Source organism: Streptomyces sp. NPDC045778, from assembly GCF_056431945.1.
In genome coordinates this window covers 1-12,736 of record NZ_JBWKJZ010000020.1, presented here as the reverse complement: position 1 = coordinate 12,736, position 12,736 = coordinate 1, and the positions used below count along the sequence as shown (strand labels likewise).

The following is a 12,736-nucleotide window of genomic DNA, read 5'->3' as shown; positions in this document are numbered from 1 at the left end:
ACACGAAGAAGGGCGGCACCCCACGCGGGGTGCCGCCCTTCGGCGTCTGCCGGCTCGGCCTCGGGGGAGGTCCGGTCCTTGAGGTGCGGCTCAGTAGGCGCCGTTGACGTTGTCGATCGAGCCGTACCGGTGGGCCGCGTAGTTGGCGGCGGCGGTGATGTTGGCGACCGGGTCGTAGATGTTCGTCGAGGTGCCGTCGACGTGGTACGCGCTGAACGTCGGCTGGATGACCTGGAGCAGGCCGATCGACGGGGTGCCCTTCTGGGCGTTGATGTCCCAGCCGTTGATGGCGTTCGGGTTGCCCGTGGACTCGCGCATGATGTTGCGGTGCAGGCCCTCGTACGAGCCGGGGATGCCCTTGGACTTCATGATGTCGAGGGACTGGCGGATCCAGCCGTCGAGGTTGTTGGCGTAGACCGGCTTGCGCGCGGCCGCGCGGCTCGCGGTCTCCTTCGCCTTGCGGTCCTCCTCGACCTTCTTCTTCGCCGCGGCCTCGTCCTCGGCCTTCTTCTTCGCGGCGGCGTCCTTGGCCTGCTTGTCGGCGTTGGCGTGCTGCTTGCTGACGCTCGCGTGCACGGCCTGCTGCGTCTTGGCGGGGACGGACCAGGTGGCGGCGTGGGCGCCGAGGGCCTCGGTCCGCGTCGCCTCGGTCTGGGAGCTGCCCGGCACGATGGAGAAGGCGAGGGCGGCGGCACCGAGCGTGGCGACACCGGCGATCGAGAACTTCTGGGCCTTGGTCAGGGTCGAGCGACTATGACCAGAGGGGACGTGCTTGGACATGCGGAGTGGACCTCTTCGTATCGGGAGGCCGCTCGGGCGCCGGCGGGGACGGTTGCTTCCGGCAGAACGCCGCGGTGCGAGGACCGCGGCGCTGAGCGACGGGAGCAATTCTTAGCGGGCGCAAAATTCGGTGGCAAAGGAGTGACATACGATCCGCGATAGTGGACCGGGGGGTCGAGCGTGGCCGCCGATGCCCGTGTTTAGCCCCCGTTTACTGAGCCCTGCTCTCCACTAAGGGACTTCGTACGTGATGTGCGTCCTATGCGCGGGCTCACATCGGGCACGTAACAGTCTCACCAGGAGTTGCTGGAGCAATGCTCTGCGTGAGCAAACTACTCCCGTAGGAGGACATGGACGTCGCCGAACTCGTGCCAGAGGTAGAGACGGCGTACCGCCTCGGCATAACCCCGCTCCACCGCCGCCCGGCCCGCCACCGCCTCCAGCATCAGCAGATGCGAGGCCTCCGGCTCGTGCAGCCCCGTGAGGAGCCCGTCCACGACCCGCACGCCCCGCTCCGGCGTCACCACCAGATCGGTACGCCCCGCCGCCGCCCGCACCGTCCCGCCGGGGCCGGCCGCCGACTCCACGGCCCGCACGGCCGTCGTTCCCACCGCGATCACCCTGCGCCCACCCGCCCGCGCCACCTCGATCAAGCGCGCCGACGGCTCCGACACCTCGAACCGCTCCGGGTACGGCGGCTCGTGCGCCTCCGGCGACGCCACCCCCGTGTGCAGCCGGATCGGCGCGAACTGCACGCCCCGGCTCACGAGCCGCGCCACCAGGCGCGCGGTGAACGGCCGCGCCGCGCTCGGCATCTCCGCGCTCCCCGTGCCATCGGCCGACGGCACCGCGAACACCGTCTGATACACGGACAACGGCTGGTCCCGCTCCGTATAGGAGTAACGAATGGGCCGCCCGTGGCGACGCAGCAGCCGCGGCACGTCCACCGGCACCCGCACCCACCAGAGCCGCCCGCTGTCCGCGCTCAGCGGCTCCTCATATACGAGGGGCACGTCTCCGGGGAGCGTGACCACTGCACCCTCGGGCCCACCCGCACGCGGGCGCGTGGTGCCCCTTCCGTCGGGCTCCCGCAGCTCCACGGCCCACCGCCCGTCCGGCCCGAGCGTCGAGAAATGCACCACTACGCGCGCGTGGCCCATCCGCCCGTCGACCGCCGCGGGCAGCGTCGGTGAGGTGTTCACGACCAGCACGTCACCGGCCCGCAGCAGCTCCGGCAGCTCCCTGAAGGCGTGGTGCGACACCGCGCCGCCCCGCGACACGAGCAGCCGCACCGCGTCCCGGCGAAGGCCACGGCCCCGCTGCTCCACCGGCAGCGCCGCGTCGAGGCCCTCGGGCACCCGCACCACGACCGTCATGACGTCACGAGGAGCGCGGGGGCCGCGTACCGCCCGCTGGCCGGACGCTCGTCGAGCAGCCGCAGGAACGCGGGCACGACCGTCTCCGGCAGCGGCCGCCCCGAGGCGTCGTCGACCGGCACCGCCGCCTGATACAGGTCGGTACGCATGTCACCCGGGTCGACGGCCCACACCCGCAGCCCCCGCTCCTCCTCCGCGAGCACCGCCGTCAGCTGGTCGAGCGCCGCCTTCGACGCCCCGTACCCGCCCCAGGTCGCGTACGCCTCCACGGCCGCGTCCGAGCTGAGGTTGACCACCGCGCCGCCCGCGCGCGAGGCACGCAGCAGCGGCAGCGCCTTCTGGACGAGCCCCAGCGCGGCCACCACGTTCGTCTCCAGGGCCTGTCGCAGGCCGTCCAGCGTGTGCTCCTCCAGGCGCACCAGCGGCGCGGCGCCCAGCACGCTCGCGTTGTTCACCAGCAGATCCAGGCCGCCGAAGGCGCGTGCCGCCGCCACCAGGGCGGCGCGGTGCCCGGCGTCCGTGACGTCCCCTGAAACGGCGCGCACGCGCCCGCCACGGCCGCCGAGATCCCGCGCGGCCTCCTGGAGCACCGCGTCCGTACGCGCGTCCAGGACCAGGTCCCAGCCGCGCTCCGCGAGCGCCGCCGCGAGCGCCCGCCCCAGTCCCTTCGAAGCCCCCGTGATGATCGCAACCGGCATGACCCATCCCCTTTATGCTGTTTGCTCCGCTTGTTCCGTCGACGTACTCGACTTGTTCCGACGATGTACTCGACCCGCCCAGGCGCCGCGCGGCGCCCGGTGACCTCACCGTAGGAACGGACCGCGCCCCGGCGCCTCGGACGCCGGGCCCAGCGCTCCGGGTCCCTTCGTCCTACGGCGCCGGGCCGTCCTAAGACAGAGGATCGAGGGCCCCACGACCTAGTCCCAGCGCCCTAGCTCCCTGCCGCCACAGGTCGGATACGCCCTGTCACACCCCGCCGGTACGGTTGGCGCATGAGTCAAGGTCCCCGGTCCGGGCTGTACGCGGTCAGCTCGGCCCTGCTCGCCATGAGCAGTCAGCTGGAGGTGCGCGACGTCCTCAAGACGATCGTCGTCTCGGCCCGCGAGCTGCTCTCCGCGGAGTACGCCGCACTCGGCGTCCCCGACGACCACGGCGGCTTCGCCCAGTTCGTGGTCGACGGCGTCACCGACGAGCAGTGGAAGGCCATCGGCCCCCTCCCGCGCCAGCACGGCATCCTCGCCGCGATGCTCCAGAAGGCCGAGCCGGAGCGGCTCGCCGACGTCCGCGAGGACCCCCGCTTCGAGGGCTGGCCGGCCGCCCACCCGGACATGTCCGACTTCCTCGGCCTGCCCATCCGGCACGGCGACGAGACGCTCGGCGCCCTCTTCCTCGCCAACAAGAACTGCTCGAAGCCCGCCGGCGGCTGCGGCTTCGATGAGGACGACGAGGAACTGCTCTCGATCCTCGCCCAGCACGCGGCCATCGCCCTCACCAACGCCCGCCTGTACGAGCGCAGCCGCGAGCTGACCATCGCCGAGGAGCGCTCCCGCCTCGCGCACGAGCTGCACGACGCCGTCAGCCAGAAGCTGTTCTCGCTGCGCCTGACCGCCCAGGCCGCCGCCGCCCTCGTCGACCGGGACCCGGCCCGCGCCAAGGGCGAGCTACAGCAGGTGGCCGCGCTCGCGGCCGAGGCGGCCGACGAGCTGCGCGCGGCGGTCGTGGAGCTGCGCCCCGCCGCCCTCGACGAGGACGGCCTGGTCGCCACGCTGCGCACGCACATCCAGGTCCTGGACCGCGCCCACTCGGCCACGGTCACCTTCGGGAGCACCGGCGTGCGCGCCCTGCCCGCGGCCCAGGAGGAAGCCATGCTCCGCGTCGCCCAGGAGGCCCTGCACAACGCGCTGCGGCACGCCGACGCCGACCGCGTGAGCGTCGCCCTGGAGCGGCACGGCACGGGCGCGGTGTTGCGCGTCACGGACGACGGCAGGGGATTCGACCCGCGCGCGACGCGTCGCGCCGGGCGGCACTTGGGCCTGGTCTCCATGCGGGACCGGGCCGGCGGGGTCGGCGGACGGCTGACCGTGGAATCGGAGCCCGGCAAGGGCACGACGATCGAGATGGAGGTTCCCGGTGGCTGAGAACGAAGGGGCGGTGCCCGCCCCGGTCACAGGGCGGATCCGGGTGCTCCTGGTCGACGACCACCAAGTGGTGCGCCGCGGCCTGCGGACGTTCCTGGAGATCCAGGACGACATCGAGGTCGTCGGCGAGGCCTCGGACGGCGCCGAAGGCGTCGCCCGCGCCGAGGAGCTGAGGCCGGACGTCGTCCTGATGGACGTCAAGATGCCCGGCATGGACGGCGTCGACGCCCTGCGCAAGCTGCGCGAGCTGGCCAACCCCGCGCGCGTGCTCATCGTCACCAGCTTCACCGAGCAGCGCACGGTCGTGCCCGCCCTGCGCGCGGGCGCCGCCGGCTATGTGTACAAGGACGTGGACCCCGACGCCCTCGCCGGAGCCATCCGCTCCGTGCACGCCGGGCACGTCCTGCTCCAGCCCGAGGTGGCCGGCGCCCTGCTGTCCCAGGAGGAGGCCAACCACTCGCAGGGCAGGGGCGGCTCCCTGACCGAGCGGGAGCGCGAGGTGCTCGGCCTGATCGCCGACGGCCGCTCGAACCGCGAGATCGCCCGCGCCCTCGTCCTCTCCGAGAAGACCGTCAAGACGCACGTGTCGAACATCCTGATGAAGCTCGACCTCGCCGACCGCACCCAGGCCGCCCTCTGGGCCGTGCGCCACGGCGTGACCGGCTGATTCCCGTTGGCGCGCCCGGGCGGTGAGCGCCCGGGGCGCACACCGGGGGCGGTCAGTACGGACCGTCGCGTTCCGGGCTGAGATTCATACCGTCGTGTGGATGTCCCCCGGATGGCGCATCCCCCGCGGTGCGCGGCCGTTCTCCAGTGCGTGCTGCGGCGCCTCAGCCGCAGCTTCCGCTAGGAGGGTTTCAGCAGTGAAGAACGTGAAGAAGGCCGCGGCCATCACGATGATGGCGGGTGGCCTGCTGGTCGCCGGTGCCGGTATGGCCTCCGCCCACGGCGGCGCCGACGCCGACGGCGTGGCCAAGAACTCCCCGGGCGTCGTCTCCGGGAACCTCGTCCAGGCCCCGGTGCACATCCCGGTGAACGCCTGCGGCAACAGCGTCAGCGTCGTCGGCATCCTGAACCCCACCTTCGGGAACGTCTGCGAGAACGTCTGACCGACCGCGCGCGGCCCACCCCCCAGGCCGCGCGCGTCGCGTCGCCCAGCACGGCCCCGGCCGCACGGCCGGGGCCCCGCAACCAGCGCCACCAGAAGGAACACACCACATGAGCATCGCCAAGAAGGCCGCCTTCGCCGTAGCCGTCGCCGGTCTCGCCGCGGGCGCCTCCGCCGGAGCCGCGTCCGCGACCGACGCCCACGCCGACGGCAACGCCAAGAACTCCCCGGGCGTCGGCTCCGGCAACTTCGTGCAGGCCCCGGTGCACATCCCGGTGAACGCCACGGGCAACAGCGCGAACGTGGTCGGCATCCTCAACCCCGCCTTCGGCAACCAGACGGCGAACCACTGACGCGCGACACGGGCACAGGACCCCGCGGACCCCTGGTCCGCGGGGTCCCCCGCGTCCGCTCCGCGCGTCCGCTCCGCGCGTCCGCCCGCCGACCCGCCCACCAAAAACCCGAGCTACCCCCGCCCGCCCTCAAGCACCTCGACGTACGAGTTGTACGCGGCGACCTGCGCCCGCCGGGCCGTGCGCTCCACCGGCTGGAGGGCTCCCGCCCGGGCGGCCATCTCCGAGGCGCTCACGGCCCCGCCGTGGCCGTGGTCGTACGCCATCGACACCAGCAGCCCCACGCGCTGGGCCAGCTCCAACACCCGCACCGCGCGCGGCGGATACCCGGGCGCGAGCAGCTCGCGCCCCCGCTCCGCCCGCGCCCGGTAGGCGTCGAGCGCCGCCTCGGCGAGCGGGCCCGACGCCGCCACGTCGAGCCGCGAGAGCACCCGCGTGGCCTCCCGCATCGCCTCCGCCAGCTCCCGCTCCGCCTCGCCGAGCGAGGGCACGTCGGCGGGCGGCGCGTCCCGCACCGGCAGGCAGTGCCACACGACCTCCACATGTACGTCCTCGACGGCCGTGGCGTCCTCGGGGCCGGCCTCGTACACCTCGGGCACGAGACCGTACACGGCGCCGGACGCGACGACGGCCTCCTCGGCCTCCAGCGCACGCTCGTTGAAGGCGGGCGGCCCGCTCAGCCCCAGCGGGTGCCCCGGCACGGGCAGCGCCACCCGGAGCCCGGTCACCCCGAGGCCCCGCAGCCGCCCGAGCGCGAGCGTCAGACCGACGGGCGCCGGCTCCCCGGGCAGCCCCTCGACGCGGTGCACCGCGTCGTCACCCACGATCGCGTGCACCGCGTCGTCCGGTGAAACAAGTCCGGCCAAAAGGGCGTTTCCCCATGCGGCCAAGCGTCCTGAGCGTGGTTCCGAGAGCATGCACACAGCCTAAGGACCGGCCTCAGCACGGGAACGGTCGGCCAGTGGCGTAGGTTTTATCCGGGGGCTGCGTCCAACCGAGTCCACGGACGCCGCGACAGCCGAGACTGCAATGGGAGAGACCGCGCTCATGAGCGAAGTACTGGAGCTTAAGGACGTATCCGTGGTCCGAGAGGGCCGGGCTCTGGTGGACCAGGTCTCCTGGTCGGTCAAGGAGGGGGAGCGCTGGGTCATCCTCGGCCCGAACGGGGCGGGCAAGACCACCCTCCTCAACGTCGCGTCCAGCTACCTCTTCCCGAGCAAGGGCACCGCCACCGTCCTCGGCGAACAGCTCGGCAAGGTCGACGTGTTCGAGCTGCGCCCGCGCATCGGCATGGCGGGCATGGCCATGGCCGACAAGCTGCCGAAGGGCCAGACCGTCCTGCAGACCGTCCTCACCGCCGCGTACGGCATGACGGCGGGCTGGCGCGAGGACTACGAGGACATCGACGAGCAGCGCGCCCGCGCCTTCCTCGACCGCCTCGGCATGAGCGACTACCTGGACCGTAAGTTCGGCACCCTCTCCGAGGGCGAGCGCAAGCGCACCCTGATCGCCCGCGCCCTGATGACCGACCCCGAGCTGCTGCTCCTCGACGAGCCCGCCGCGGGCCTGGACCTCGGCGGCCGCGAGGACCTCGTGCGCCGCCTCGGCCGGCTCGCCCGCGACCCCATCGCCCCCTCGATGATCATGGTCACGCACCACGTCGAGGAGATCGCCCCGGGCTTCACGCACGTCCTGATGATCCGCCAGGGCAAGGTCCTCGCCGCGGGACCCCTGGAGCTGGAGCTGACCTCGCGCAACCTCTCCCTCTGCTTCGGCCTGCCGCTGGTCGTCGAGCAGCGGGGCGACCGCTGGACCGCGCAGGGCCTGCCGCTCAGCTGACCTTGTACGCCCTGTCCGTAACGGGAGTCGCGGCCCTACCATGATTATGTGGACATCGACGCATGGGTGTGGTGGCTGATCGGCGCGGTCGGCCTGGGAATCCCGCTGGTAGTGACCGCGATGCCGGAGTTCGGCATGCTCGCCGTCGGGGCCGTGGCCGCCGCGGCGACCGCGGCCGTCGGCGGCGGAGCGGTGGCGCAGACCATCGTCTTCGTCGCCGTCTCCGTCGCCCTGATCGCGGTCGTACGGCCCATCGCGGCCCGGCACCGCTCCCAACGGCCCGAACTGGCCAGCGGAATCGACGCCTTGAAGGGCAGGTCGGCGGTCGTCCTGGAGCGCGTCGACGCCTCCGGGGGACGCATCAAGCTCGCCGGTGAGGTGTGGTCGGCGCGTCCGCTCGACACCGAGCAGACCTTCGAGACGGGCCAGCAGGTGGACGTCGTCGAGATCGACGGAGCGACCGCCGTCGTCATGTGACGGCGCGAAGCCGTCCGTCAGGCCGTCGAGTGACGCCGCCGGGGGATCGGAACCCCCCACGGGGCAGGCGGCGTTCTGAAAGACTCGCAGCCAGATCGCCAAGATCTTCCGGAACCGCCGAAGCACGAAGGGTAGTGGGGAACCACGATGGAACCAATCATCATCGTCCTGATCATCTTGGTGGTGCTGGTCTTCATCGCCCTGATCAAGACGATCCAGGTCATCCCGCAGGCCAGCGCCGCCATCGTGGAGCGCTTCGGCCGCTACACCCGCACGCTGAACGCGGGCCTGAACATCGTCGTCCCGTTCATCGACTCCATCCGCAACCGCATCGACCTGCGCGAGCAGGTCGTGCCCTTCCCGCCGCAGCCGGTGATCACCCAGGACAACCTGGTCGTGAACATCGACACGGTCATCTACTACCAGGTCACCGACGCCCGCGCCGCGACGTACGAGGTCGCGAGCTACATCCAGGCGATCGAGCAGCTCACCGTCACCACCCTGCGCAACATCATCGGTGGCATGGACCTGGAGCGGACCCTCACCTCCCGCGAGGAGATCAACGCGGCGCTGCGCGGCGTCCTCGACGAGGCCACCGGCAAGTGGGGCATCCGCGTCAACCGCGTCGAGCTGAAGGCCATCGAGCCGCCCACCTCCATCCAGGACTCGATGGAGAAGCAGATGCGCGCCGACCGCGACAAGCGCGCCGCGATCCTCCAGGCCGAGGGTGTCCGCCAGTCGGAGATCCTGCGCGCCGAGGGTGAGAAGCAGTCCGCGATCCTGCGCGCCGAGGGCGAGGCCAGGGCCGCCGCCCTGCGCGCCGAGGGCGAGGCCCAGGCGATCCGCACGGTCTTCGAGTCCATCCACGCGGGCGACCCCGACCAGAAGCTGCTGTCCTACCAGTACCTCCAGATGCTCCCGAAGATCGCCGAAGGCGACGCCAACAAGCTCTGGATCGTGCCCAGCGAGATCGGCGACGCCCTCAAGGGCCTCGGCGGCGCGCTCGGCAACTTCGGCCCGATCTCCGGCGGCGGCGCTCCCGCCGCCCCCAAGACCCCGGGCGGCGTGGAGCGCCGCGAACAGCCGCCCATCGACTGACGCGCGTACGGTACGACGTTGGGGCCGCACTCTCGAGGAGTGCGGCCCCAACGTCGTACCGGCGGTCAGGCGGCGGGCTGTGCCAGCCAGTCGGGAAGTGCTGCCAGGTCCTCACGGCCGAGCGTGAGCAGCATCGCGTCCGCGGGCGTCGGCTCGAACGGCTGCTGGAGCAGCGGCATCCCCGCCTGCTCCGGCGTGCGGTCCGCTTTGCGGTGGTTGTCGAGCGCGCACGACGCCACCGTGTTCAGCCAGCTGTCCGCGCCGCCCTGGGACCGGGGCACCACGTGGTCCACGGTCGTCGCACGCCGGCCGCAGTACGCGCACCGGTGCCGGTCGCGCACCAGCACACCGCGCCGTGACCACGGAGCGCGTCTTCGGAACGGCACACGTACATAACGGCAGAGCCTGATCACCCGCGGCACCGGAAGGTCCACATCGGCGGCGCGCATCCGCAGTCCGGGGTGGGCGTGCTCCACGACGGCCTTGTCCTGGAGGACCAGTACGACGGCTCGGTTCAGCGTCACTGTCGACAGCGGCTCGAAGCTCGCGTTCAGGACCAGCGTGTCTCGCATCTCGCCCACCTCCCGTGTGCACCGGCCCACCGCCTGGCGGGCTTGGATCAACTCTGGCCGGGCGCGCCGGGATGGACAACGCAATAAAAGATGCCCGCCCCTGATCACTTCCAAGACCAGGGGCGGGCAAACGTTCAATGAACGGTCGGCGGGTGTCAGTCCTCCGCGAGCGCCGCGTACTCGGCGACCACGTGCGCCCGCGCGAGCGTGTGGAACCTCAGGTTGAAGCCGACCACGGCGGGCGAGGCGTCCGCGTCAGGACCCAGCTGCTCCTGGTCGACCGCGTACACGGTGAACACATAGCGGTGCGCCGGGTCACCGGGCGGCGGGGCCGCGCCCCCGAAGTCCTTCGTCCCGTAGTCGTTGCGCACCTGGACCGCGCCCTCGGGCAGGCCATCGAACTTGCCGCTGCCCGCACCGGCCGGCAGCTCGGTCACCGAGGCCGGGATGTCGAACACGACCCAGTGCCAGAATCCGCTCCCCGTGGGGGCGTCCGGGTCGAAGCACGTCACGGCGAAGCTCTTCGTCTCCGGCGGGAACCCCTCCCATCGCAGCTGCGGCGACGTGTTCCCACCCGCGTACACCTGGGCGTCCGGCAGCGTCGCGCCCGCCTCGAAGTCCGCGCTCGCGACCGTGAACGACGGCACGGGCGGGTGGAAGTCGTGCGGCAGCGGCGGCCTGTTGACCTCGGCCACGTAGGCACCTCCTGATCGGTACAGACTGATCGATACTGGCTGATCGGTACAGACAACGGTTCTTCGGCGCGGCGACCGTCCACGATCACGACGATCAGCCCGCGCCGACGAGCCTAGGCCTTAGAACCAGTTGCGGCGGCTGCCGACCTCGGACAGCCACGCGTTCAGATACGCGGCCCAGTCCGTGCCCTGGAAGTCGTGGAGACCGACCTTGAACGCCTTGTAGGAGTCACTGCCCTCGCTGAACAGGCCGGGCTTCTTGTCCATCTCCAGGACGACGTCCATCTCGCGGTCGTCGGCGACGAAGCTCAGCTCGACCTGGTTCAGCCCGCGGTACTGCTCCGGCGGGAAGAACTCGATCTCCTGGTAGAACGGCAGCTTCTGGCGCGTGCCGCGGATGTGCCCCTTCTCCATGTCGGCGCTCTTGAAGCGGAAGCCCAGCTGCCCGAAGGCGTCCAGGATGGCCTGTTGCGCGGGCAGTGGGTGGACGTGGATGGGGTCCAGGTCGCCGGAGTCCACGGCGCGGGCGATCGCCAGCTCCGTCTTCACCCCGATGTTCATGCCGTGCAGCTCGCGCCCGCCGAGGTGGGTGACCGGCGTCTCCCAGGGAATGTCGAGGCCGAACGGCACCGTGTGCACGGCGTTCGCCTTCAGCTCGAAGGCCCCGCCGAGGCGCTGCTTGGTGAACTCGATGTCCTGCTTGAACTCCTGGTCGTTGCCCTCGACCTCGACCCGGGCCTGGAGCCCCACGGCCAGACCCTCGATCCGCTGATCCACGGAGCCGCCCTGGATGCGCACCTCGCCCTGGACGACACCGCCCGGTACGACGTTGGCCTCGGTCAGCACCGTCTCTACGGACGCGCCGCCGGCACCCAGACTCGCCAGGAGCTTCTTGAACGCCATGACTCTCCTCCCCAGGACGCTGCCTGTGGCTTGATTCGATCGATGGATCGTCTACTTCGATCCGTACCAACGCGATCAGCGGGTGTGCGGTTCCGCGCTCTCACCCTGGCGCCCTCGCCTTGCCGGCGAGAAGACCCCCCGGCCAGGCTCCGCCCACCCTCTGCCCGGTACCCACGCACGCCCGGTGCACTACGCTCGTACGGCATGATCGCGGGACCTGACCGTACGCCCTTGCCCAGAGACTTCTTCGACCGGCCCGTCCTCGAGGTCGCTGCCGATTTGGTCGGCCGCGTCCTCGTGCGGAACTCGCCGGACGGCCCGATCGAGCTGCGTCTGACAGAGGTCGAGGCGTACGCGGGGGAGGCGGACCCCGGTTCGCACGCCTACCGGGGCCGCACCGCCCGCAACGACGTGATGTTCGGCCCGCCCGGGCACGCTTACGTGTACTTCACCTACGGCATGTGGCACTGCCTCAACTTCGTGTGCGGCCCAGAGGGCGCCGCGAGCGGAGTGCTGCTGCGTGCCGGAGAGATCATCGAGGGGGCCGAGCTGGCCCGCAAACGTCGACTCTCGGCCCGTAACGACAAGGAACTGGCCAAAGGCCCCGCGCGCCTGGCCACGGCCCTCGACGTGGACCGCGCCCTCAACGGCGCCGACGTCTGCGCGGGCCCCGAGGCACCGCTCAGCGTCCTCGCCGGGACACCCGTCCACCCCGACCAGGTCAAGACCGGTCCCCGAACCGGAGTCGGCGGGGAGGGCAGCGTCCACCCGTGGCGCTTCTGGCAGGCCAACGACCCGACGGTGAGCCCTTATAGGGCCCATACGCCCCGTCGTCGACGAACTTGACGTGGCGTTGGCAGGTCCGTAATGTAGCCCGAGCCGCTTGACCCGGGTACGGCAATCAGCCTGCAGCCGGAAGCGGCCAACCACTACCTACGACTTCCCCTCCGCGGGGCCGTATTTCGCATGCCTGCATGCCGAAATTCGAATCCGCAGACTCGATTATGAGTCGCAGGGAGGATCCGCTAAAGTAGTGACCACGCCGAAAGGCAAAGGCCCTCCAACGGCCACCGGAAATGAAATCCGAACCGGAAACGGAACGGAAAACGGATCTGGTAAGGTTGGAAACACGAAATACCGAAGGGAAGCGCCCGGAGGAAAGCCCGAGAGGGTGAGTACAAAGGAAGCGTCCGTTCCTTGAGAACTCAACAGCGTGCCAAAAGTCAACGCCAGATATGTTGATACCCCGTCTACTGGACATCAGTCCGGTGGCGAGGTTCCTTTGAAAAAGTCCTTCCAAGTTTGGGAGGCGCACAGCGAGGACGCTGTGAACGACCGGGATTATTCCTCCTGGTTGTTCCGCTCTCGTGGTGTTGCACCCGATTACGGGTACACAT

At 70.9% G+C, this 12,736-nt stretch carries 15 protein-coding genes; 8 read left to right on the top strand and 7 right to left on the bottom strand.

Annotated elements, in window-relative coordinates; genetic code table 11:
* Window positions 1-90: 90 nt before the first annotated feature.
* The 3 genes from AC07GB_RS24470 to AC07GB_RS24460 all read right to left on the bottom strand — a co-directional run bounded on the left by AC07GB_RS24470 (window position 91) and on the right by AC07GB_RS24460 (window position 2,854).
* The gene (locus AC07GB_RS24470; RefSeq protein WP_478848833.1) at window positions 91-780 is read right to left on the bottom strand and encodes a transglycosylase SLT domain-containing protein; all 690 of its coding nucleotides are present in this window, start codon (window positions 778-780) and stop codon (window positions 91-93) included.
* Between the two features lie 332 nt (window positions 781-1,112).
* Window positions 1,113-2,156: an S-adenosylmethionine:tRNA ribosyltransferase-isomerase gene (locus tag AC07GB_RS24465; RefSeq protein ID WP_478848831.1), complete on the bottom strand. Its 1,044-nt coding sequence runs from the start codon at window positions 2,154-2,156 to the stop codon at window positions 1,113-1,115.
* On the bottom strand, window positions 2,153-2,854 hold the full coding sequence (locus AC07GB_RS24460; RefSeq protein ID WP_478848829.1) for an SDR family NAD(P)-dependent oxidoreductase: 702 nt from the start codon (window positions 2,852-2,854) through the stop codon (window positions 2,153-2,155). Before AC07GB_RS24460 ends, AC07GB_RS24465 begins: the two co-directional genes overlap by 4 nt.
* A 294-nt stretch (window positions 2,855-3,148) precedes the next feature.
* Between AC07GB_RS24460 and AC07GB_RS24455 the strand changes: the two genes are divergently transcribed.
* The 4 genes from AC07GB_RS24455 (at window position 3,149) to AC07GB_RS24440 (ending at window position 5,755) form a co-directional block, all read left to right on the top strand.
* Complete coding sequence (locus AC07GB_RS24455; protein WP_478848827.1) at window positions 3,149-4,294, top strand: GAF domain-containing sensor histidine kinase; 1,146 nt, start codon at window positions 3,149-3,151, stop codon at window positions 4,292-4,294.
* Window positions 4,287-4,961, top strand: a complete 675-nt coding sequence (locus AC07GB_RS24450) for a response regulator (protein ID WP_478848825.1) — start codon at window positions 4,287-4,289, stop codon at window positions 4,959-4,961. The genes AC07GB_RS24455 and AC07GB_RS24450 overlap by 8 nt, the downstream gene beginning before the upstream one ends.
* Before the next feature lie 196 nt (window positions 4,962-5,157).
* Window positions 5,158-5,403: a chaplin gene (locus AC07GB_RS24445; protein WP_478848823.1), complete on the top strand. Its 246-nt coding sequence runs from the start codon at window positions 5,158-5,160 to the stop codon at window positions 5,401-5,403.
* 109 nt (window positions 5,404-5,512) lie between these two features.
* Window positions 5,513-5,755 carry a chaplin gene (locus AC07GB_RS24440; RefSeq protein WP_478848821.1) on the top strand — a complete coding sequence of 81 codons (243 nt, stop codon included), beginning with the start codon at window positions 5,513-5,515 and terminating at the stop codon, window positions 5,753-5,755.
* A 113-nt stretch (window positions 5,756-5,868) separates the two neighbouring features.
* On the opposite strand, the gene AC07GB_RS24435 is transcribed toward AC07GB_RS24440, so the two are convergent.
* Window positions 5,869-6,672 carry a hypothetical protein gene (locus AC07GB_RS24435; protein ID WP_478848819.1) on the bottom strand — a complete coding sequence of 268 codons (804 nt, stop codon included), beginning with the start codon at window positions 6,670-6,672 and terminating at the stop codon, window positions 5,869-5,871.
* Window positions 6,673-6,784: 112 nt separating this feature from the next.
* Here AC07GB_RS24435 and AC07GB_RS24430 point away from each other — a divergent pair, with 112 nt between their 5' ends.
* The 3 genes from AC07GB_RS24430 (at window position 6,785) to AC07GB_RS24420 (ending at window position 9,169) form a co-directional block, all read left to right on the top strand.
* The gene (locus AC07GB_RS24430; RefSeq protein ID WP_478848817.1) at window positions 6,785-7,594 is read left to right on the top strand and encodes an ABC transporter ATP-binding protein; all 810 of its coding nucleotides are present in this window, start codon (window positions 6,785-6,787) and stop codon (window positions 7,592-7,594) included.
* 48 nt (window positions 7,595-7,642) lie between these two features.
* Window positions 7,643-8,071, top strand: coding sequence for an NfeD family protein (locus AC07GB_RS24425; protein ID WP_478848815.1), 429 nt, complete (start codon window positions 7,643-7,645; stop codon window positions 8,069-8,071).
* 147 nt (window positions 8,072-8,218) lie between these two features.
* On the top strand, window positions 8,219-9,169 hold the full coding sequence (locus AC07GB_RS24420) for an SPFH domain-containing protein (RefSeq protein WP_478848813.1): 951 nt from the start codon (window positions 8,219-8,221) through the stop codon (window positions 9,167-9,169).
* A gap of 65 nt (window positions 9,170-9,234) precedes the next feature.
* On the opposite strand, the gene AC07GB_RS24415 is transcribed toward AC07GB_RS24420, so the two are convergent.
* The 3 genes from AC07GB_RS24415 to AC07GB_RS24405 form a co-directional block, all read right to left on the bottom strand.
* Complete coding sequence (locus tag AC07GB_RS24415) at window positions 9,235-9,741, bottom strand: HNH endonuclease (RefSeq protein WP_478848811.1); 507 nt, start codon at window positions 9,739-9,741, stop codon at window positions 9,235-9,237.
* A 155-nt stretch (window positions 9,742-9,896) separates the two neighbouring features.
* Window positions 9,897-10,436: a YbhB/YbcL family Raf kinase inhibitor-like protein gene (locus tag AC07GB_RS24410; protein WP_478848809.1), complete on the bottom strand. Its 540-nt coding sequence runs from the start codon at window positions 10,434-10,436 to the stop codon at window positions 9,897-9,899.
* A gap of 120 nt (window positions 10,437-10,556) precedes the next feature.
* Complete coding sequence (locus AC07GB_RS24405; protein ID WP_478848807.1) at window positions 10,557-11,339, bottom strand: sporulation protein; 783 nt, start codon at window positions 11,337-11,339, stop codon at window positions 10,557-10,559.
* A 204-nt stretch (window positions 11,340-11,543) separates the two neighbouring features.
* Between AC07GB_RS24405 and AC07GB_RS24400 the strand changes: the two genes are divergently transcribed.
* Window positions 11,544-12,185: a DNA-3-methyladenine glycosylase gene (locus tag AC07GB_RS24400; RefSeq protein ID WP_478848805.1), complete on the top strand. Its 642-nt coding sequence runs from the start codon at window positions 11,544-11,546 to the stop codon at window positions 12,183-12,185.
* Window positions 12,186-12,736: the final 551 nt, after the last annotated feature.